The 20822-nt window shown below is 64.4% G+C and carries 23 protein-coding genes; 18 read left to right on the top strand and 5 right to left on the bottom strand.

Translation table 11 applies throughout. The features are described 5' to 3' along the window. The first annotated feature begins 104 nt into the window (after window positions 1–104). From TSA1_RS33435 to TSA1_RS33375, 13 genes are all read left to right on the top strand, one after another. Window positions 105–428 carry an STAS domain-containing protein gene (locus tag TSA1_RS33435; protein ID WP_028178231.1) on the top strand — a complete coding sequence of 108 codons (324 nt, stop codon included), beginning with the start codon at window positions 105–107 and terminating at the stop codon, window positions 426–428. Next, window positions 428–793: a response regulator gene (locus tag TSA1_RS33430; RefSeq protein WP_008142319.1), complete on the top strand. Its 366-nt coding sequence runs from the start codon at window positions 428–430 to the stop codon at window positions 791–793. The genes TSA1_RS33435 and TSA1_RS33430 overlap by 1 nt, the downstream gene beginning before the upstream one ends. Next, window positions 790–2895 (top strand): chemotaxis protein CheA, encoded by a 2106-nt coding sequence (locus TSA1_RS33425; protein ID WP_100180041.1) that lies wholly within the window; start codon window positions 790–792, stop codon window positions 2893–2895. The genes TSA1_RS33430 and TSA1_RS33425 overlap by 4 nt, the downstream gene beginning before the upstream one ends. Beyond that, entirely contained in the window at window positions 2895–3356 is a 462-nt protein-coding gene (locus TSA1_RS33420; RefSeq protein ID WP_174719188.1) for a chemotaxis protein CheW, read from the top strand. Before TSA1_RS33425 ends, TSA1_RS33420 begins: the two co-directional genes overlap by 1 nt. A 36-nt stretch (window positions 3357–3392) precedes the next feature. Beyond that, entirely contained in the window at window positions 3393–5093 is a 1701-nt protein-coding gene (locus TSA1_RS33415) for a methyl-accepting chemotaxis protein (RefSeq protein WP_100180039.1), read from the top strand. 65 nt (window positions 5094–5158) lie between these two features. Then, window positions 5159–5647 carry a chemotaxis protein CheW gene (locus tag TSA1_RS33410; RefSeq protein WP_100180038.1) on the top strand — a complete coding sequence of 163 codons (489 nt, stop codon included), beginning with the start codon at window positions 5159–5161 and terminating at the stop codon, window positions 5645–5647. Window positions 5648–5701: 54 nt separating this feature from the next. Next, window positions 5702–7501, top strand: a complete 1800-nt coding sequence (locus tag TSA1_RS33405; protein WP_100180037.1) for a methyl-accepting chemotaxis protein — start codon at window positions 5702–5704, stop codon at window positions 7499–7501. 142 nt (window positions 7502–7643) lie between these two features. Beyond that, a complete protein-coding gene (locus TSA1_RS33400) occupies window positions 7644–8498 on the top strand; it encodes a CheR family methyltransferase (RefSeq protein ID WP_100180036.1) in 855 nt (284 codons plus the stop codon). A gap of 17 nt (window positions 8499–8515) precedes the next feature. Further along, window positions 8516–9607 (top strand): protein-glutamate methylesterase/protein-glutamine glutaminase, encoded by a 1092-nt coding sequence (locus TSA1_RS33395; protein WP_100180035.1) that lies wholly within the window; start codon window positions 8516–8518, stop codon window positions 9605–9607. Between the two features lie 5 nt (window positions 9608–9612). Then, a complete protein-coding gene (locus TSA1_RS33390; RefSeq protein ID WP_100181472.1) occupies window positions 9613–11337 on the top strand; it encodes a chemotaxis protein in 1725 nt (574 codons plus the stop codon). Between the two features lie 138 nt (window positions 11338–11475). Then, window positions 11476–11922 carry a hypothetical protein gene (locus TSA1_RS33385; protein WP_100180034.1) on the top strand — a complete coding sequence of 149 codons (447 nt, stop codon included), beginning with the start codon at window positions 11476–11478 and terminating at the stop codon, window positions 11920–11922. Window positions 11923–12033: 111 nt separating this feature from the next. After that, complete coding sequence (locus TSA1_RS33380; protein ID WP_100180033.1) at window positions 12034–12315, top strand: hypothetical protein; 282 nt, start codon at window positions 12034–12036, stop codon at window positions 12313–12315. A gap of 136 nt (window positions 12316–12451) precedes the next feature. Continuing rightward, window positions 12452–12898 (top strand): CHRD domain-containing protein, encoded by a 447-nt coding sequence (locus TSA1_RS33375; RefSeq protein ID WP_100180032.1) that lies wholly within the window; start codon window positions 12452–12454, stop codon window positions 12896–12898. 40 nt (window positions 12899–12938) lie between these two features. Here TSA1_RS33375 and TSA1_RS33370 read toward each other — a convergent pair whose 3' ends face one another. The 3 genes from TSA1_RS33370 to TSA1_RS40175 form a co-directional block, all read right to left on the bottom strand. After that, entirely contained in the window at window positions 12939–13304 is a 366-nt protein-coding gene (locus TSA1_RS33370; RefSeq protein WP_097662768.1) for a VanZ family protein, read from the bottom strand. A gap of 167 nt (window positions 13305–13471) precedes the next feature. After that, window positions 13472–15058: an EAL domain-containing protein gene (locus TSA1_RS33365; protein ID WP_100180031.1), complete on the bottom strand. Its 1587-nt coding sequence runs from the start codon at window positions 15056–15058 to the stop codon at window positions 13472–13474. 737 nt (window positions 15059–15795) lie between these two features. Continuing rightward, entirely contained in the window at window positions 15796–15969 is a 174-nt protein-coding gene (locus TSA1_RS40175) for a hypothetical protein (RefSeq protein ID WP_174719187.1), read from the bottom strand. 1015 nt (window positions 15970–16984) lie between these two features. Here TSA1_RS40175 and TSA1_RS33360 point away from each other — a divergent pair. The 3 genes from TSA1_RS33360 to TSA1_RS33350 all read left to right on the top strand — a co-directional run bounded on the left by TSA1_RS33360 (window position 16985) and on the right by TSA1_RS33350 (window position 18144). Beyond that, a complete protein-coding gene (locus TSA1_RS33360) occupies window positions 16985–17272 on the top strand; it encodes a hypothetical protein (protein WP_100180030.1) in 288 nt (95 codons plus the stop codon). Between the two features lie 42 nt (window positions 17273–17314). Continuing rightward, a complete protein-coding gene (locus TSA1_RS33355; RefSeq protein ID WP_100181471.1) occupies window positions 17315–17731 on the top strand; it encodes a hypothetical protein in 417 nt (138 codons plus the stop codon). A gap of 134 nt (window positions 17732–17865) precedes the next feature. Next, a complete protein-coding gene (locus tag TSA1_RS33350; RefSeq protein ID WP_245448477.1) occupies window positions 17866–18144 on the top strand; it encodes a hypothetical protein in 279 nt (92 codons plus the stop codon). 15 nt (window positions 18145–18159) lie between these two features. Here the strand turns inward: TSA1_RS33350 and TSA1_RS33345 are convergent, their stop codons facing one another. Next, window positions 18160–19374 (bottom strand): hypothetical protein, encoded by a 1215-nt coding sequence (locus TSA1_RS33345; RefSeq protein ID WP_100180028.1) that lies wholly within the window; start codon window positions 19372–19374, stop codon window positions 18160–18162. A gap of 173 nt (window positions 19375–19547) precedes the next feature. On the opposite strand from TSA1_RS33345, the gene TSA1_RS33340 reads away from it, so the two are divergent. Both TSA1_RS33340 and TSA1_RS33335 read left to right on the top strand, forming a co-directional pair. After that, complete coding sequence (locus tag TSA1_RS33340; RefSeq protein ID WP_100180027.1) at window positions 19548–19793, top strand: hypothetical protein; 246 nt, start codon at window positions 19548–19550, stop codon at window positions 19791–19793. Between the two features lie 69 nt (window positions 19794–19862). Further along, entirely contained in the window at window positions 19863–20105 is a 243-nt protein-coding gene (locus tag TSA1_RS33335) for a hypothetical protein (RefSeq protein WP_142251755.1), read from the top strand. 31 nt (window positions 20106–20136) lie between these two features. On the opposite strand, the gene TSA1_RS33330 is transcribed toward TSA1_RS33335, so the two are convergent. Beyond that, window positions 20137–20487, bottom strand: a complete 351-nt coding sequence (locus TSA1_RS33330; RefSeq protein WP_245448476.1) for an Ig-like domain-containing protein — start codon at window positions 20485–20487, stop codon at window positions 20137–20139. Window positions 20488–20822: the final 335 nt, after the last annotated feature.

The raw sequence follows: 20822 nt of genomic DNA, 5'->3' as shown, positions 1-20822 counted from the left end.
CCAGGACAATGTGACCCGTAGTTGTACGGATGTCCGCGTTAGGGGTTTGCTCACCCGATTCGCGTCAAACGAGTATCGGAATTTTTACAAAGGCGGATACCGCGATGGCGCTCAATCCCACGGAGCCGAAGTGGTCGTTGCGGTTACCCGCAGATTGCAGCATCGCGGCCATTCGCAATGTCTACGAGCTCATTCGCGAGGCGTTCGGCCGGCAGGAGCGGCTCGAGATCGACTGTTCGAGTGTCGACAAGGCCGACGTGACTTCGATCCAGCTGCTGCTGTCGACCGCCAAGACGGGCGAAGCCCAGGGCCGTCCGGTGGTCCTGACCTCCTTCTCGCAGTCCCTTCGCAATACCCTTCGCCGTGCCGGCTTCGCCAGCGAGGCGATGATCGATCAGCATTTCCCGCAAAAGAAAGATGGCACCTGATGGCCACGATTCTCACGGTCGACGATTCCCCAAGCATCCGGCAGATGATCAAGGTCGTGCTCGAGCCGGCCGGTCACAACGTGATCGAGGCCGGCGACGGCGCGCAGGGGCTCGCCAAGGCGCAGGCCGGCAAGCTCGACCTCGTGATCACCGACCTCAACATGCCCGTGATGAACGGGCTGGAGCTGATCCGGGCGCTGCGCAAGCTGCCGAGCGCGGTCGGCATGCCCATCGTGTTCCTGACCACCGAATCCAACGACACGGTGAAGCAGGAAGCCAAGAGCGCCGGCGCCACCGGTTGGATCACCAAGCCCTTCAAGCCGGAGCAGTTGCTAGCAGTGGTCGGCAAGCTGGTGCGCGCATGAGTGGGATGGATCCGACCGAGGTCTTTCGCCAGGAAGCCAGCGAGCTCTTCGAGGTTCTTGAGGGAGCCCTGCTCGATCTCGGTCAGCGTCCCGACGACCGCGAGCTGGTCGATTCCGCCTTCCGCGCCCTGCATACCATCAAGGGCTCGGGCGCCATGTTCGGCTTCGACAAGGTCGCCTCCTTCACCCACGAATTCGAGACCGCTTTCGACCGCGTCCGCAAGGGCGAGATCAGGCCGACGCAGGAGCTGATCTCGGTCGCGCTCGCCGCCAAGGACTACATCCGGGCGCTGATCGAAGATCCCCAGTCCACCGATGACATCATCGGCGAGGCCATCCTCGACGACCTCAAGCGCTTCGTCTCGGCCGACCAGCCTGCCGCTCCGGTCGTCGAGATCGCCGAGGCGCCCGCGCTGGCTCCGGCTGAGAGCAAGCAGGCCGGCTGGCATCTCCATCTGGAATTCGAATCCCACATCCTGCGCAACGGCTCGAACCCGCTCGACCTGCTGGAAGATCTCTGCAAGCTCGGCCCCTGCTTCGTCGTGCCGATTACCGACGGCATCCCCTTCCTCGACGAGATGGACCCCGAAGACTGCTATCTCAAATGGGACGTCAAGCTGCACGCGGCCTGCGACAAGGATGCGATCGACGACGTCTTCATGTTCGTGCAGGACGAGATGAAGCTGACGCTCTCGCCCCTGGAGCACTCCGAAGCGCCTGCGCCGGCGCCGCTGTTCCAGCTGCTCGACGAGGAACTGGCTCCCGCGGCCGAAATGCCTGCGCCGGTGGTCGAGGCTGCCGCCGCGCCCGTCGCCGAGCAGCCCGTCGCCGAGCAACCCGTCGCCAAGCAACCCGTCGCCAAGGCGGAGCCGAAATCCGAATCGAAGCCTGAACCGAAGTCCGAGGCCAAGCGCGACGATCGCGGCATTGCCACCGTCCGCGTCCAGGCCGAGCGTCTTGACGAGCTGATGGACCGCGTCGGCGAGCTCGTCATTGCCCAGGCGCGCCTGACCCAGCTCGCTTCGTCCGGCTCGGACCTCTCGATCAAGATGATCGCCGAGGAAATCGAGCGCCTTGCCTCCTCTCTGCGTGACACCACGATGGGCGCGCGCATGGTGCCGATTGGCTCGCTGTTCGGCCGCTTCCGCCGCCTCGTGCACGATCTGTCGCGGGACCTGTCCAAGCCCGTCGAATTCGTCACCTCGGGCGAAGACACCGAGCTCGACAAGACCATGATCGAGTGCCTGGCCGATCCGCTGGTGCACTTGATCCGCAACGCGATCGACCACGGCATCGAGGACACCGCGACGCGCACTGCCAACGGCAAGACCGAGCAGGGCCGCATCGAGCTCGCCGCCGTTCATTCCGGCGCGCAGGTGCTCGTCACCGTGAAGGACAATGGCGGCGGCCTCAACACCGCGCGCATCCGTGCCAAGGCGGAAGAGCAGGGGCTGATCGCGGCGGGCGCCGTGCTGACCGATCACGAAATCCACCAGTTCCTGTTCCACCCAGGGTTCTCGACCGCGCAGACCATCTCGGCGCTGTCGGGCCGCGGCGTCGGCATGGACGTCGTCAAGCGCACCATCGAGAACATGCGCGGCACGATCGACCTGTCGACCCGGCCGGGTCAGGGCACCACCGTGACGCTGCGCCTGCCGCTGACGCTCGCGATCATCGAAGGTCTCCTGATCCGCGTCGGCGAGGGCCGCTACATCATTCCGCTGTCCGCGGTGGAGGAATGCATCGAGCTGACCGCCGAGGACGAGCGCTCCCGCGGCCGCAACTTCCTCAACGTGCGCGGCAATCTCGTGCCCTTCCTCCGGTTGCGCGAGATCATGACCGCATCCGGTGCGCCCGACCGGCACCAGAAGACGATCATCATCTCGACCGGCGAAACCCACGTCGGTCTCGTTGCCGACCAGATCATCGGCAACCACCAGACCGTGATCAAGTCGCTCTCCAAGCTGCACTCCGACGTCACGATCTTCTCCGGCGCAACGATCCTGGGAGACGGCACGGCAGCGCTGATCCTCGACGTGGCGCAGCTCGTCGCGTTGGCGCAGTCGAAGGTCGAAAAGCAGCACATCAGCGAGGCGGCGTGATGAACGAGGGTTTGACTGGCGAGCGACAGTCGGGCGCGATGCAGGTCGTAATGATCGGCCTCGGCGAAGAGAAATTCGCGCTCGACGCCGGCCTGGTGCGCGAGATCATCGATCCCGTTCCCGTCACCAAGGTGGCAGGTGCGCGGGCCTTCGTTCCCAGCGTGATCAACGTGCGCGGCAACGTCATTCCGCTCGCCGACCTGCGCATTCGCTTCGGCATGCCGCAGCTCGACGATTCCGCCGACACGCGCATCGTCGTCATAGAGCTCGAGCTCGAAGGCGAGCCTGTCCTGGTCGGCGTCACCGCCGACAAGGTCTACGAGGTCACCGAGATATCGCAGACCGACGTGCAGCAGACGCCTCGCGTCGGCATGCATTGGAAGCCGGAGTTCATTCGCTTCATTGCGAAGTGGCGTGAAGAGTTCGTCATCGTTCCGAACATGGAACGTATCTTGAATTGAAACAAGGTCTCGGGGCGAGATCGGTAGGGGCTGAAGATGAGATTTACGGTCAAGGCAAAACTAGCCGTCGCGTTCGGCCTGGTCATTGTTCTGTCCATGATCGCCGGTGGCGTGGCCTACATGAAGCTCGGCGACATGATGGCGACGGCGGATAGCATGGTCATGCGCGCCAAGCGCATGGAGAGGGCCACCGAGATCGAAAAGACCATTCTGCTCCAGCTTCGAGCGGAGAAGAACGCGATTCTCGGGACTGACGCCGAGGCCCAGCAGTTTGCTGCTGACGCTGCCAAGCGCCGCGACGAGGCGATGAAGACCCGGGATGAAGTCTACGCGTTGGCGAGTGAAGCGGGCAAGAAGCTGCTCGACGCCTTCTCCGGCGTCTACGCCAAGATGAATGCCTACCAGGAGGAGACGATCCGCTTGGCGAGGACGGACAAGGCGAAGGCGACCGAGCGCTCGATGAACGAGGGGCGGAAGGTGGTCGCGGATGCGCTGGAGTCGATGGGCGTCTATGTGCAGAACACGAAGAAGCAGATGGCCGATCAGGCCGCTCAGTCGAAGGAAGAGGGGCATCAGGCGCAATTCCTGTTGATGACCCTGCTCGGTATCTCGCTCGCGATTGCGATTGGCGCAGCGCTGTGGATTTCGATCTCGATCAGCCGTTCGCTCGGCCGGGCGGTCAGTCTCGCCGGCGCGGTGGCCGATGGCGATCTCAATCAGACCATTCCTTCCGCCAGCAACGACGAGATCGGCGACCTGGTCAGATCTTTGAACGCGATGGTCGAGAAGCTGCGGCAGATCGTTGCCGAGGCGCTGACGGCTGCGCAGAACGTCTCCGCGGGCAGCCAGGAACTTTCCGCCAGCGCCGAGCAGCTGTCGCAAGGTGCGACGGAACAGGCTTCGTCCGCCGAGGAAGCCTCCTCCTCGATGGAGGAGATGGCCTCGAACGTGAAGCAGAACGCGGACAACGCCAACCAGACGGAGAAGATCGCGGCTCAGTCGGCCAAGGATGCGGAGGCATCCGGCGTCGCGGTGGGCCGCGCCGTCGAGGCGATGCAGACCATCGCTGAGAAGATCACGATCGTGCAGGAGATCGCGCGTCAGACCGACCTGCTCGCCCTCAACGCGGCAGTCGAGGCCGCGCGCGCCGGCGAGCATGGCAAGGGCTTTGCCGTGGTGGCTTCTGAAGTGCGCAAGCTTGCCGAGCGTAGCCAGGCGGCAGCCGCCGACATCGGCACGCTGTCGACGGAAACCGTGAAGGTCGCGCAGGAGGCCGGGGACATGCTGTCCAAGCTCGTGCCCGACATCAAGAAGACCGCCGAGCTGGTGCAGGAGATCACTGCGGCCTGCCGCGAGCAGGACGTCGGCTCGGCCCAGATCAACCAGGCGATCCAGCAGCTCGACAAGGTCGGCCAGCAGAACGCCAGCGCGTCCGAACAGGTGTCCTCGACGTCCGAGGAGCTCGCCTCGCAGGCCGAGCAGCTCCAGTCCACGATCTCGTTCTTCCGGATCGAGGACGGCGCGCGCAAGGAGAAAGCGGTGGTCGAGCCGATCGATCGCGCCGTGGGTCAGCTTCGCGCCAAGGCCGCGCACATGGCGGCCGCCGATCGCGGAGCGAAGAAGCCGATGCCTGCCCGCAAGCCGGCGCGTGCGATGAAGGTCGCCGGTGGCGGCGGTGGCTTCGCCTTCGACATGAACGACGGCGAAGACGATCGCGACGCCGAGTTCCAACGCTGATCAACCGGTCCGGCCTCGTGCCGGACCGCACTCGTTTCCAAACCCTCGGAACCCCGGACTGCATCATGGCCGCAACCTCGCAATATCTGACGCTCGGGCTTGCCGGCGAGACGTTCGGCATCAGCATCCGCAATGTCCGTGAGATCCTCGACATGCGGCCGATCTCGCGGCTTCCGCACGCCCCGAACTTCCTGCTCGGCATGATCGACGTGCGCGGCAGCGGCTATCCGATCGTCGATCTCAGGACCAAGCTCGGCCTGCCGACCGTAGCCGCCACGGAAGCGACCCGCATCATCATCCTCGACGTGCCGATGAAGGACCGTCTGGTCGGCGTCGGCTTCGTCGCCGACTGCGTGTTCGAGGTCACCGACATTGACGAGCAGGCGATTGAGCCCGTGCCCGAAGTCGGCGGGAAATGGCAGTCCGACTATGCCGCCGGCATCGGCCGCAAGGGCGAGAAGTTCGTCGTGATCTTCGATCTCGCCAAGCTGATGGCGAACGACAGGATCCCGGAAGCGCGCGAGGCCGGCGCGGATGCGTCGCGGGCTGCCTGAGTTTTTGTATCGCGTGAGCGTAAGCACCCCCAATTTGAAACCAACGAGACTGACATGAGATTCACCGTCAAAGCCAAGCTTGCCAGCGCCTTCGGCGTCGTCATCCTGCTGTCCATGATCGCCGGCGGCGTCGCGTACCTGAAGTTGAACGAGATGGTCACGACGGCCGAGCACCTCTCGGCCCGGGCCGGCCGGCTGGCGAAAGTCGGCGAGCTTCAGGAAGCCGTGCTGCTTCAGGTGCGTGCGGAAAAGAACACCATCCTGGCTGCCGATGCCGATCAGGACAAATTCATCGCCCAGATCACCCAGCTCCGCGAGCGCGCGATGAAGGTGAAGGACGAGGTCTTTGGCAGCGCAAGCGAGACCGGCAGGAAGATGATCGAGACGTTCGCTGCGGCATATGCAAATGCGAACAACGTCCAGGATCAAACACTCGCGCTGGCAAAGCACGATCGCGCCAAGGCGGGCGAGCGCTCGATGACCGAAGGCCTGAAGGCCACCACGCCGGCACTCAACGCGGCGAGCGATTACATCACCTATGTCAAGAAGCAGATGGCCGCCGAGAGCGAACAGGCCAGAGTTGAGGGGAGCCGCGCCACGATCATTCTGCTCTCCCTGATTCTCGCTTCGCTGGTGATCGCCGTCGGTGCCGCGGTCTGGATGGCGCTGAACATCAGTCGGTCGCTTTCCAGCGCGGTGAGCCTCGCTGACGCCGTGGCAATCGGCGATCTCAGCCAGAAGATCGAGTCTTCCAGCAATGATGAAATCGGCGATCTCATCAAGTCACTCAATACGATGACGGTGAACCTGAACCAGACCGCCGCCCTCGCCAACGAGATCTCGCAGGGCAACCTGATGGTCGAAGCCAAGCCGCTGTCGGACAAGGACACGCTGGGCCTCGCACTGGAACGCATGGTCATGAAGCTCCGCCAGATCGTGTCGGAAGCGCTCACCGCGGCCCAGAACGTCTCCGCCGGCAGCCAGGAACTCTCCGCCAGCGCCGAGCAGCTGTCGCAGGGCGCGACCGAGCAGGCTTCGTCCGCCGAGGAAGCGTCCTCCTCGATGGAGGAGATGGCCTCGAACGTGAAGCAGAATGCCGACAACGCCAACCAGACCGAGAAGATCGCCGCGCAGTCCGCCAAGGACGCGGAGGCTTCCGGCGCAGCCGTCGGCCGCGCCGTCGACGCGATGCAGACCATCGCCGAGAAGATCACGATCGTGCAGGAGATTGCCCGGCAGACCGACCTGCTGGCGCTCAATGCTGCGGTCGAAGCCGCCCGCGCCGGCGAGCACGGCAAGGGTTTTGCGGTGGTCGCTTCCGAAGTGCGCAAGCTCGCCGAGCGCAGCCAGGCCGCCGCGGCAGAGATCGGATCGCTGTCGTCCGAGACCGTGAAGGTCGCGCAGGAGGCCGGCGCGATGCTCGCCAAGCTCGTCCCAGACATCAAGAAGACCGCCGAACTCGTCGAGGAGATCACCGCCGCCTGCCGCGAGCAGGACGTCGGCTCGGCTCAGATCAACCAGGCGATTCAGCAGCTCGACAAGGTCGGTCAGCAGAACGCCAGCGCCTCCGAGCAGGTGTCCTCGACCTCGGAGGAGCTCGCCTCGCAGGCCGAGCAGTTGCAGTCCACGATTGCCTATTTCCGCATCGAGCAGGGCGGACGGGGCCCGGCGCCGATCGATCGGGCGGTCAGTCAGCTGCGGGCCAAGGCTGCCACCATGGCGGCCGTCGAGCGTCCGACCAAGAAGGTCGTGCAGGCCAAGCCGGCGCGGGCCGTGAAGGCCGCCGGTGGCGGTGGCTTCGCCTTCGACATGCATGACGGCGAGGATGATCGGGACGCCGATTTCCAGCGCTAGGACCCGCGAGGGCGCCTGCGGACCGGTTCGTTCGGTGCGGACCGGTTCGCTTTCAGTGGTTACGTGAACGCGTGGGATTCAACATGGCCAGGATGGCCCGACATTCAGTGCAGGCGGCCATCCCGGACGAGGGCCGTCGGCCATGATGCCTGCCATACAGGACACGGCCGTGCATCTGTCCGACCGCCACTTCCGGACCATCGCCGAATTGATCGAAGGCCAGGTCGGCATCAAGCTGCCTCAGGGTAAGCGGCTGATGCTGGAGGGACGGCTGCACAAGCGCGTGCGCGCGCTTAATTTCTCCGATCTCAACGAATATGTCGAGAACCTGTTCGAGGCGGACCATTTCGACACCGAGCTCACCCATCTCATCGATGTGGTGACGACCAACAAGACCGACTTCTTCCGCGAGCCGCAGCACTTCGCGTTCATGCGGGACATCGCCATTCCTGCCTTGCTGAGGTCGCACGGACGGAAGAACGCGAACCTGAAGATCTGGAGCTCGGCGAGCTCCACCGGCATGGAGGCCTACACCACCGCGATGGTGCTGGACGACATGACGCGGAACGGCTCGCGTTTCCAGTACCGCATCCTCGGGACCGACATCTCGACCGCGGTGCTGCGTCTTGCCAAGACGGCGATTTACACCCGCGACGTGCTCGCTCCCGTGCCGGAGCAATTCGTGAAGCGGTACTTTTCGTCGTCGCGGGACAAGTCGCGCGGTGAGGTGCGGGTCGTGCCGGAGCTTCGGCGCATGACGCACTTCATGCGGATGAACCTCATGGACAAGTCCTACCCGGTCGACCGCGACGTCGACATCATTTTCTGTCGCAACGTCTTGATTTATTTCGAACGGGAGACGCAGCGCAAGGTGGTGGAGCAGTTGTGCAGCCATTTGCGCCCGGGCGGCTATTTGCTGGTTGGACATTCGGAATCGATGATTCACAGTGCCGTGCCTGGGCTGAAGCAGGTTCAGCCAACCATTTTCCAAGTCTAGCCGGAGCGCCGCCCAAAATGCCGAAGCAGAAAGTTCGCGTGCTGATCGTGGACGATTCGGCGTCGGTGCGCCAAATCCTTCTGACGATCCTGTCCGAAGACCGCGATATCGAGGTGATGGGAACGGCCTCGGATCCGTTCGTGGCAGCGAAGCGTCTGCAGGACGAGATTCCGGACGTCATGATCCTCGACCTCGAAATGCCGCGCATGGACGGCATGACGTTCCTGCGCAAGATCATGGCGCAGCGTCCGATCCCGGTGATCATCTGCTCCTCGCTCACCGAAGAGGGCTCCAACGTGATGTTCGAGGCGTTCGAGGCGGGCGCGGTCGATATCGTTCCGAAGCCGAAGATCGACACGCGGCAGGCGCTGCTCGAATGCTCGACCCGGCTGCGCGAGGCCGTGAAGTCTGCGGCGCGCGCGCGGGTGCGTCCGCGTTCGGAGCGTCGGGTCATCGAGAAGAAGCTGACGGCCGACGCCATCATCCCGCCGCCGGTGCAGGGCAAGACCCGGCCGACGACGGAACGCATCGTGTGCATTGGCGCCTCGACGGGCGGCACCGAAGCGCTCAACGACGTCCTCGAGATGCTGCCGGCGCATTGTCCGCCGCTTCTCATCGTCCAGCATATGCCGGCCGGATTCACCGCGGCGTTCGCCAAACGGCTCGACAGCGTCTGCCAGATCAGGGTCAAGGAGGCCGAGGATGGTGAGCCGGTGTTGCCGGGCTGCGCCTATATCGCGCCCGGAGCCCGGCACATGCTGCTCCAGCGTATCGGCCTGCGCTACCAGATCGCGATCAAGGACGGTCCGCCGGTGTCGCGGCATCGTCCCTCCGTCGACGTGCTGTTCCGCTCGGCGGCCCAGCACGCCGGCGCCAATGCGCTCGGCGTCATCATGACCGGAATGGGCGACGACGGCGCGCGCGGGATGCTGGAGATGCGCAAGCTCGGCGCCTCGACGCGGGCGCAGGACGAAGAGAGCTGCGTGGTGTTCGGCATGCCCAAGGAGGCCATCGCCTTTGGCGGTGTCGAGAAGGTCGTTTCGCTGCACCATATCCCGCGCGAGATCATGCACTGGTATCAGGCCGGGCACGCTGCGGTGGCGGGTTGATGGTCATGTCGGTCGTTCCGGCCAGCACGCTCGCTGAGGCAACCGCCGCGATCGAGGACGTCTCCTCGCGGATCGAGGACGTCTTCGCGCGCGTCGGCAACGAGCTCGGACGCGGCCATCTCCTCTTCAAGGAGCTGAACCAGGGCCTGGCGACGCTCTCGGGCGAGCTCTCCGGTGCCGAGATCGAGGGCGCCGCGACGGCATTGCAGGAGATTGCCGCGCGGCTGAGCGAACTGGCGCAGGCGCTGCCGGCGGAGAGCGCGCTGCTGGAGACGATCGGCAAGAGCACGGCGGAGGCGTCCTCGCTGCTCAAGCCGCTGTTCAAGCATATCGGGATGATCACCATCATCGCGCGCAGTGCTCGGATCGAGGCGGCTTCCCTCGACGGCGACCGCGAGGGCTTTCTCGCCTTCACCCAGGAGGCCTATGATCTCGGCAGGGCCGTGCAGCGCTCGATCGAGGGCTGCGCGCGGGACCAGCAGCGCCTGTCCGAGGCGGTCGCAACCGCCTCCGGCCGCCAGAAGGAGTTCGAGAGCCGCTACCGGGCCCAGCTGATGTCGGAGAGCGCCGAGCTCGGCGCGGCCTATTCCGGCCTGCGCGACCAGCGCAGCAAGAGCAGCCATCTGGCCGACCGCGCAGGTTCGAGCACCAGGAAGATCGCCGAGGCGGTCGGCAGCGCGATCATCTCGCTGCAGGCAGGCGACAGCACGCGTCAGCGTCTCGAGCACGTGGCCCGCGGCCTCGGCCTTGCGTCGGACGCCGCGCCGAGCCTCGTCCCCGAACCTGTTGCGAGCGATGACGGCGTGCGCGCGATCTGCCAGTTGCAGGCGGCCCAGCTCAGGGATGCCCAGCGCGAGTTCGGCGGCGATGTCGGCCAGATCGTCCGCGCGCTGACCACCATCCTGCGCGATGCGGACAGCGTCGCCGGTCACGGCCGTACGCTGTTTGGCGGCGAGGAGGACGGCTCGTCGTTCCTGACGCGGATCAAGCAGACGCTGGCGCATGCGTCGAGCCTGATCGCCACCTGCGAGGGTGCAGGCCGCTCGGTCGACGAAGCGCTCGCGATCGTCGAGGACACGCTGGCAAGATTTCGCCAGGCGATCGCCGGGCTTGCCGAGGCGACGGTCGACATCACGCTGATCGGAATGAATGCCGGGCTCAAGGCGAGCCATCTCGGCAGCCGCGGCAGCGCCTTCGTCGTCATCGCCAACGAGCTCAAGGCGACCGCCGACCAGGTCTCGGCGGGAGCCGGGCGCCTGAGACCCGTGCTCGACGGTATCGAGCGCTCGGCCCATGAGCTGAAGGAGCTTCGCGTGCAGGGTGATCCCACGCAGCTGGCCAAGCTCGAGCCGCAAATCCTTCTGGCCCTGCGCGAGGTCGAGGCCGGCAATGAACGGCTCGGCAAGCTGATGACCCGGCTCGTGAACGAAGGCGCGGAGTTCGAGAGGCTGATGAATTCGGCCCAGGGCCAGATGACCACGCTCGGCGACAGCTCCGCGGCTCTGCCCGAAGTCGCCACGCGGCTCGAGACCGCGAGCGGCGGCGCGCAGCGGCTCCAGCCGGAGATGCAGGATCAGGCGATCCTCGACGATCTCTACGCACGCTACACGATGGAGCGTGAGCGTGACGTTCATCGCGACGTCCTGCAGGCGCTCGGACTTCAGTCGACCGCCGCCGCGCGGCGGGTCGAGGCGGTCGCGACCGCGGACGACGGCATCGAATTGTTCTGACGGCGCCGCCTCGGGCGGCGGCAATTTGACGGGTCGGCTTTGCAGGGCGTTAACCGTGGCGGAATGCTCGCCACCACGGTCATTGTCGCGCCCCAGAGTTGGTTGCAAATACCAGTAAATTTTACGACGGGTGTTTCCATGCTGAGAGAAGGCAAATACGCGGCCTGGTTCAGGACCCCGCGCGCCCAGGGCACGGGCATCGTGCATCTGGCCGAAGGACGCATCTCCGGCAGCGACAGCTTCTTCACCTATGGCGGCTCCTATCGGTTCGATGACGAGCAGCGCTTCACGGCCGTCCTGACGACGCGGCGCCATGCCGAGGGGCCACCGACCGTGTTCGGTCTGGACGAAGTCGAGGTCAACCTCGCGGGCGTGTGCAGCGGTGCGATGGCGACGTGCTCTGGAACGGCGAGGCAAGCGCCCGACGTGATGTTCGAGGTGACGCTGATCTACAGCCAGGACGATGCGCCGGCTGCGGAAGCTCGCGGCGCCGTCGTGAAGCTCAATGACAAACTGCCCAAGGGTCTCGACGGCCGTTCGCGGCCGCGTCATTTCCCGGCACCTCCGCGGCCTCCCGCATCTTAGTCTTGCGTTGACGCTGTCGCAGCGAAACGGGCTGCGACCGCGGCGCGATAACGGTGCATTTAGGCGCAGACGGCTAAGGATGAGGCCGCTTTCAAAGGGACGGACGAGAACATGCCTCAGATCTGGATGACATACGACGAACTGGCGACGCTCAGCGGCTGCACGCCGGCGGAAGCCAGACTACGGGCCATGCATTTGTCGCTCGACCGCCGCAAGAGCCGCGACGGCGCGACGCGGGTCAAGCTCGACCTCGCGCTGACCGCCAAGTTCTTCGCATCGATCCGCGAAGCGGATTTCGATCTCGACGGCGCCATCGCCGCGCTCCAGAGCACGCACAGGCACATGGCCGAACTACTGGCGCCAACCGGGTTCCGCGAGCGCGGGGCCGCCTAGGCACTCGCCTCGCAGGCTCGGATGCACCTGGACGTCCGATAGGTTTTCGCGAATCAGGCATAGTCTCGTCTTCGGAAGATATGGCCGGAACCGGGGTTTCAACCGAGACGGGTCATGGAGCCCGCAGGAGAATGCCATGAGGAACGCCACGTATCGGGTCGGGGTGACTTTGTTGGGAACGGCGGTGCTCGGCGGGCTGTTGACCGTCACGGCCGCGCCGTCACGTGCGGAAGTCGTCAAGCTGCGGGCCGACCTCAAGGGCAGCAATGAGGTGCCGCCGAACAGCTCTACCGGTTCAGGCAAGGCCGAGGCCACGTTCGACACGGAGACGAAAGTGCTGACCTATACGGTCACCTATGCCGATCTCACGGGGCCGGCGATGGGCGCTCATTTCCATGGTCCGAGCGAAGCGGGCAAGAACGCCGGCATCGCGCTGCCGTTCAAGACGGTGCAAAGCCCGATCCAGGGCAATGCCACGTTGACGGACACGCAGGCGGCCGATCTGCTGGCCGGCAAGTGGTATGCGAACATCCACACGGCCGCAAATCCGGGCGGCGAGCTGCGCGGGCAGATGATGAAGTAGGAGGACTGCGGCGCTGAACAGATCGTCAGCGCCGTGCGCTTCAGGCGGGCGGCCGGGGCAGGAAGGCCAGGATTGTCTGGGCGAGGATGACGCCGACGGTCCCGCCCGCCGCCTTTTGCAGCACGTCCAAAAAGCCCGGATCGCGATCGGGAGTCAGCGCCTGCAGGACTTCGAGCCCCGTTGCGACGGCCAAGACGAGCGAGCAGGCCAAGACCAGCCTGCCGGGCAACAGGAAGGCCAGAAGGAAACCCAGCAGGCCATAGGCGCTGAAACGTTCGATGACGACGATCCAGTAGGCCTCGCTATGCCCCATGAGCGCCGGCCGTCCCGCCAGTCTTGCCAGGGTGGCATAGACGATGAGAGCGAGGCAGATGGCCGCGGCCGCGATGAGGTGATTCCGACGCATGGCCTACCATAGCCGCTTGGCTGCCATCCCGCTTTGAAAGACGAGAATATCGTTAAAGGCATCCCGCCGTCGTCCGGGCGCGAACGGTCGAAAGCGAGCCGCCGCCGGGGCATCGGAGCCGTGGAAGCGCGCGTGGCGTACGATGAGATGTCCTCCGGCTGAGCCGGTCAGGCCACCAGGACATCGCCGGACGGCGCGACGGCTGCGGCGTTGCGGCGTGACTCGACGAGCTCGCTGAATTTGGCAAACGGAAGCGGTGCGGCGACGAGATAGCCCTGACCTTCCTCGACGCCGGACGCGATCAGGGCGCGGCGCTGCTCCTCCGTCTCGATGCCTTCGGCAACGACCGTCATCCGGAAGTCCTTGGCGAGCGCGACCAGCATCTCGACGATCGTCGTGGTCGATGCGTCCACGGTGATGGTGTCGACGAAGAACTTGTCGATCTTGATCGCGGTGGCGCCGAGCCCCTTCAGCCGCGACAGCCCGCTATGGCCAACGCCGACGTCGTCGATGGCGACGCGGAAGCCGTGGTCACGCAGCTCGGCCACCACGGCTGCCGCGTGCGTGAGATCGTCGAGCTCGTCGCGTTCGGTCACTTCGACCACGATCTGGCGCGCGGATATTCTGGCCGCCAGGACCGTGCGGCGCAGCGTTTCGACGAAGCCGGCACTCAGCAGGTGCTTGGGCACGACATTCACGGACATCTTGAAGCTCTTGTCCGCCCTCAAGACGGTCTGCAGGTCGGAGAGCGCCGACCTCAGGATCTGCCAAGTCATCGCCTGGATGCGCCCGCTGGATTCGGCCAGCGGAATGAAGTTCATGGGCGGCACCACCGTGCCGTCCCGACGAACCCAGCGCGCCAGAACCTCGCAGCCCGTGATCCGGCCCGTGGCGAGCTCGAAGATGGGCTGGTAGTACGGCTTGAATTCGCCGGCTGCGAGGGCGCGATCGAGATCGGCGACCGGCCCTTCCATCCGGCGGCTGCGCGCCAGCAGCATGCCGAAGAGCGCACCAAGTCCAAGGGCGAGCGCGAGCGCCGGCCAATACGACTCGCTGTTCCAGCTCGACAGAACTGCACGCTCGAGCCGGATGGTGGCGTGAAGCGGGAAGCGCGTGGAATGCCTGTCGAAGCTGATCGGCCCTGGCAGCGGCCTGTCGGCATCGAGCCGGAATGCGCCGAGCTTCTCGCCGTTGCTCAAGGCGAGGACCACTTCGCTGTGCGCGCGGAGCTCGGCGGGCATGAGATCGAACAGGCCGGCGTTGATGCCGACAATGGCGACCAGCGCCGAGCTCCGATTGACGTCCCTGAGCACGCCCAATGCGTCGCCGCCGAACTGCTCGACGCGGAACAGCGAGAGCTTCCTGTCGTGCGAGGGCAGCATGTCGCGGCGATCCGCCCATCCCTTGTCGAACTCGAGCGTCTCGGAATAGGCCGAGCAGATCACCGATCCGTCCGGATTGACGAGGCGGACGTCCTTGATCGCCGAGCGCTGGTAGACATGGAGCCGCACGGCTTGCAGCGCTGCCGGCGCGCAGCTGGCGAGATCACGCTTGGCGAGCTCGTCGAGGCTGGCCACGGCAAAATCGACGGCCAGTTCGGAGCGGCGCAGGACGACCTCGGTCAGCTCGTTGAGCTGGTGCACCTGCTGGTGGCGGATGACAGCCTCTGCCGCGAAATGGCCCGCCAGCCCAAAAGCCATCGTGCTCGCAAGCACGAGCGCCACAAATGGAAGGTTCGCTCGCTGGAGTCTCATCCGGTCCGGGCGGAATTCAGGAGAGGCTGGGGACTGATCTTGCGAATGATCCTAGCCAGAGGAGGCTAAGATAGGGTTTAACGGCCAGACCGGTCCGGAAGGGCTCCGAGTGGTTTGCCTGGCCAATGGTCGCGCGGCCTAAGCATGGAAAGTTGAGCAGTATGATCAGGACGTTAAGCCTCCTCCTGTCGTTAGTCGTCGGAAGCTCCGCGGCCTGGGCGCAGGGAACCAAAGACCAGCCGTCGGGCACTCAGCCCACCTCGTCCACCCGCAGCGGCACAGCGACGAATTCCAGCTCGGACAGTATGGGTGGAGCGTTCAAGGGGACGGGTACCCCCAACTACGGAACCAGTCCTGGGATGGGTTCACAGAAGAAGACGCGCAATTAGGCTCAACAGCCCCGGGGGACCGAAGGCAGCGCGCTGAGCCCGGTTCACCGTGGGCGGGCCGCGATGGCTTCTGGATAAGGTCTGCTGGACTCAACGGTGTGGGCCGCGGCGGGACCGCGGGCGGCCCGCAGCCGGAGCACGACAAAGGCGATGTTGATCGCCAGCCAAATCAACATTGCGGAAATGGCAAAATGGAGCACTGCCAGACCTCACTGCGACGTCTGGTGTTAACACCTCACGGTTGCCCTGGTTCCGTGCTGCAAGGCGCAAGGCTGCACGGGCTCCGCTTGGAGTGTTGCCGAAACGGCGGACAAGGAAAGCTGTTGGCCGCGAGGAGCTGTTCCCGGACTAGCTCTTCTTGCCCGGCTTCGACTTCAACGAAAGACCAAGCCGCAGAGCCATGCGCTTGATCGCATCAGGCGAGCGTCCGAGAACTTTCGCCGCCTCTTCCAGCGAAGCCGAAGACTTGGCCAACTCCATGAGCCGGCGGTCTTCCTTGAACGACCAGGGCTTGCGCGCCATAACCGAAATGATCCTCTTCGACACAATGACAAAGCCGCCAAGCGACCCATGTTCGCTCGACGGCTTTGCTTGGGTGGGGCCAGGCTTGGGGGAGCCTGGTGCGAAGATGGATATGCGTTTCGTGAGACTTCGCAACAAACAACGCGGATTAAGCTAACCTCTCAACCTTACCGCGAAGAAATCGGCACGCGAGGCACCGTATAACCACGGCATTTCCAGGGTGAATCCGATGCGCGCCGTCTGATGATCGTGGTTGGAGCCGGCGAAGTTGCGCCGACGCTCCAGCCGTCGCGCGCAGCGGCACCGGCCAATGTTTGAAGCGCCAGATGAACGAGGGTTCATGGTGCCGGCGTGTCGAGTTCTGGTAAAAAGAACTGGAGCCTCTTCGCCGCACTTCGTGCCCTGACGTGCCGACCACTCTTCGAGCACCATGTTGCACAAACTTCATCTTCGTCTGACAAAAGTTTCGGCGCTAGCGATCTTGAAGTCGACGCCACGAAAAGATGAAATGAGCGCGGGAGGAACGTTCCGGCAAATATGGGAACATTCCAAATGCTGGCTGTCTTGGTTCTGATTTCGATTTTCGCAGCGGGCTTTGGCTGCGGCTATGGTGTACGGGCGTGGCGCTCGCGGAAGCGATCGGCGCGATATCGTCTTTATGCGCCTTACACCCCCGCCGCGATGGAGACCGGTCGGCCGCCGCGGCCGTCGTGAACGCAAGGCGCGCGTCGCCCAACGGAATGCCGGTCGTTGCGACGTCGAAATAACCATGTGCGGTTAGGTTAATCCGTCGCCGCCCTTGAGCGCTCAGGAAAGGCAACCTAAGACGGAACAATTCACGGCGAGCTTGGGCCTTCAATTTTTGGAAGGCCGCGCGGGTAGGCGTAGATGACGTGGCTGATTGCGTTGCTGGGCGCGACGACCTGTGCCCTCGTTTTGATTGCGTTTGTTCTTGGCTATGGCCGGCATCTAGGGGATCTCCCAGGTCCTTGGATCATGAACGAGGGCCATTCGAATGATTGATCAACGGCACAATGCGCCGCGCAGGTATTTCGTTGATGCGCAGGGGCACCGCGTTCTGATCGGCCTTTCGCTGGAGGAGACGGCGGAATTCGAAGCCCTGGATCTTGCGCCAACGGAGACAGTGCAGCTCATGGCCCAATCCGGCATGGATAAAGTCGCCCCGGTTGACGACGTCCGGTGGCTTGAGCTCTATTCCAAGCACGAAGGCGCCTGGCGGGCGTGGATCGCACAAAGCCAGGCGGGGCGGGCGCGGGATTCAGGCTTTGTTAACTATGTCTGACCGATGGTAGCGGCTTAGATCTCGATAATGGGGATGGCCCACATGTTTCAGCTGTTCCTGAGAGCGCGCGCGCACAACCTTCTCGGCTCCCGCCGTGAAGACAAGGGCTTCAAGGCCCGCTCCGCCGAGCGTGACGCGGAGACGGACCGCGCAAGGATCGGCGCCGTCATGGCTGCGATCGACACGGCACTACGAGATGCGGAGAGGGAACAGGTCGGGCTCAACCGACGTGTCGACGATGCGCTTGCGCGTGCTTCCGTCACCTTCGGAAACGGCACCGACGAGTATCTCGAGCGCGAGGCGCTGGACAATCATCACCAGGATCTGTTCGCTGCCGACATCTCCAACGGCCAGCGCCGGCTCAAGGAATTGGCAAGCAGCATTGCGCATCTGAAGTTCGTCAAGACCGCAATGCTCACGCGCTTTCCCGATTTCAAGCCGCCGCAGCTGAACAGCTAGGATAGGCAGCCGCGCGCTCTGCGGCCATCCTTCGAGACGCACCGCGTGACAATTCGGCGCCGCTTTGCCGTTTGGCGCGTCGATGCTTTTTGCTATGGTTCCGGCAAGCACTCATGGTTTGAAGGAGCAACAAGGTGCCGATCAGGGATATGCGAAGGTTGTTTGGATTGGCATGTGTGCTGACATTGGCTGCGCCGGTGACGGCGTCGGCCATTACCGTCGAAGTGGCACGCGCCTGCGATGCGGCGGTGGCCAAGGCCTTCCCTCCGAGGCAGATCGGCAACCCCGCGGCCGGCAGCGCCAAGGGAACGGCCAAGGATCAGCGTGAATACTTCCAGAAATGCGTGGCGAACAACGGAAAGGTCGACGACGCGCCGGCTGAGCCGTCCAAGGACAGCAAGCCCGGCAAATAGCCGTCGGCTATCGCTTTAGCGCGGCGGCGGGCAGGGCGAATAGAACGCGCCGTTCGCCGCATTGATGCGTTCGACGCATTGGTTGGGATCGGTGACGGTGCCGGCCACGGTGAAATCGTAGCCCATGCCTTTGACGACGACGACGTAGCGTCCGGGCGACAGCGTGAAGCCGTCCTGCTCGGGTTGCAGCAGCAGCATCCTCTGCTGATCTTCGACCGGCCCCACCTTGTAGGGGTAGGACATGCTGCGAATGACCCAGGAATCGCCCGCGCTGACCATGGCGGCCTTGCCGGAGGCATCAACACCCATTGACCGCGACACTTTCGCGACGACGCGGACTTCGGTCACGCTGGCCTCGATGCTTCCGTCCGGCCTGAACACGATGAATCTGACGTCTCCGCTCGTCAGCGTCGTTGCGCTCGGCGTGCTTATGGCCGCTGAGATCGCAACGCGGCGGTCAGGAATCTTTCCGGGGACGGGCTTCAGTTCCTGCAATTGCCCCTCGTTCAACGCGTAGACGCCGAAAGTCGTCGGCAAAGGCATCGAGGGTTGTGCAGCGGGCGCGGGCTCCTTTGTGGTGTCGGGCGACCGCTCGACAGGCTCGTTCTCCGTTGGGGTCGCCGTGGCGGCCGGCGGGGGCTCGGGACTGGTCGGCACCGGCCCGGATGGCCGCGATGATTGTGTCAGTGCGGCCACCTGCGTCTTCAAACGCGGCCATAAGATCACCGCGGCGCTTGCTCCGGCCATGAGCAAAAGAATGCCGGCCAGTCGAACAAGAGAGGTGAAGGTGCCGCTCCGTTTGGGCTGATCGAGCGATGGCGGCGGTGCCACGGGACGGCGCGGGGTTCCCGCATCCTTCGGAACAGGCGGTGCAGCCGAAACGGGTGATGCCGGAATAGGCGGGGGAGGAGTGCTGGCGACCGGTGGGGGGGCCGAAACGGCGGCTGTCGCGCCGGCCTTTGGCGCCTCCGCTGCAGCGCTGCGCGCGAAGGTACGTTCGACCTCCTTGATGGCGCGTTCGAGGACCTGCTGAAGCTCGCGCGATTCCCGCGCGTCCGCGTGCGTGAATTGCTCCATCAGCTTGACGCGCGCCAGCTCGTAGACAATCTCCCGCATCTGCTGGGGATCGTCGGATACGGCGCGGATTCGGCTCGACAGGAGACGGATAAACCCGGCTTTGATCTGTTGCGTCGAAGGAGCGTTGTCCGCGGTTTCACCGGAGTCGGTCATCAAGGCCGATCAAGTAGCCCGGATGAGGCCATTTCGCTAGGATTTTCCGCTCGATACGTCGCGACGGAGACAGCTGTCCCGGCACGCCCAGGCTGCTCGTGTCGTTCGAAGATGCTTGCTTTTAGGGGAAAACCTGTGACATTTCGCGGAGCTCCTCATTCCGGTGTTCGACCATGCGCGGCGTTCTAGCAGTCCTCTCGGTTCTGACGTTCCTGGCTTCGCCTGCCGTTGCGCAAGGGACCAAAGATCAGGCCAACACCACGAGCTCCAGCATCATCACGACGCCTACGAAGAAGGCACAGACCAATCAGGCGGCCTCGCGGCCGACCGCCGTTCGGAACCTCTCGGGCAGCCTGCCTGCTGGAAAGTCGGCCCAGGGCGTATGGCGCGATGGCAAGCTTGTCGCCGTTCCCCGCTGAGGCCGCCGCCCAACGAACCGTGAAGGAACGGTGATCGCCTCCCTGACGTTCTTGCTCGGGAGATATCGTATGAAACGACCAGTTCTGATCGCCATTGCTATGCTTGTGCCCGCAGCTGCCTGGGCCCAGGGCGTCAACGATCCATCGACGCCCAACCGCAACGTGACCATCGTCAATCCGTCGCAGCCCGCGCCCCCCAACGCGACGCGCAATATTCCGAGCCGGATCGAGCCGCCCGTGACGACCGGCGGCGGACGCGCGCGGCCCTATTACGGGAACAGGACCCGGGGCAGCGGGTCGAGCCGTCGCTAGTCGCGCCTTTCACCCCTCGGCATGTCTTGAGCTATTGCGGGTTGACCTCGACCTCCAGGGTTGACGTCCCTGCATCGTGTCGGTTCTTGCCTGAGATCAGCAGCGTGAACTTGTCGGTGCCGTGCGTCTGGTTCTCGGCCGAATAGCGGAAGCCGGAGCCAACCACGGCCAACTGTCCGCGTGACGGTCCGCTCACGACCGAGACGTTGAAGATCTGCATGTACGACCAACGCAGGCCCTGGATGCACTCCGCGCCGGGCGCGATCGACATCGTCCATTTCACCGTGTCGTGCGACAGCGCGAACGGCGTCCGCTCCTTGATGCAGAGCGGGCTCGCCTGCGCAGCGAGGCAGGACGCAGCGAAAGCGGCAGCGGCTAGCAACAATATTGGTCCTGCGCGCATTGTCGGCGATCCCACGAGCGGATGCCGAAAGCTAGCAGCAATGAGCTAATGAGGTCTTAGAAGGGGGCCGGTTGCCTGTCTCTGATCATCTGAGGCGATCTCGGATACAGCAACGATCCGTCGGCCTGGCTTGGAACCAAACCATTCTGCCTCCGGTTTTGTCCGACGGGTCAACTTGAATTTCGGAAGGCGGCTTCGATTTCGGGAAATTGGTAACCCCTTGATTTGGCTCGGGCCGTCTACTGTGCATGGGGTTGTTTTTCGATTTTTGTCAGCCGGACCCGAAGCTTCAGGGCCAAAGCAGCTGACGGCGG

Source organism: Bradyrhizobium nitroreducens, assembly GCF_002776695.1.
Taxonomy (GTDB): domain Bacteria; phylum Pseudomonadota; class Alphaproteobacteria; order Rhizobiales; family Xanthobacteraceae; genus Bradyrhizobium; species Bradyrhizobium nitroreducens.
This window is presented reverse-complemented; position numbering and strand designations above follow the sequence as displayed.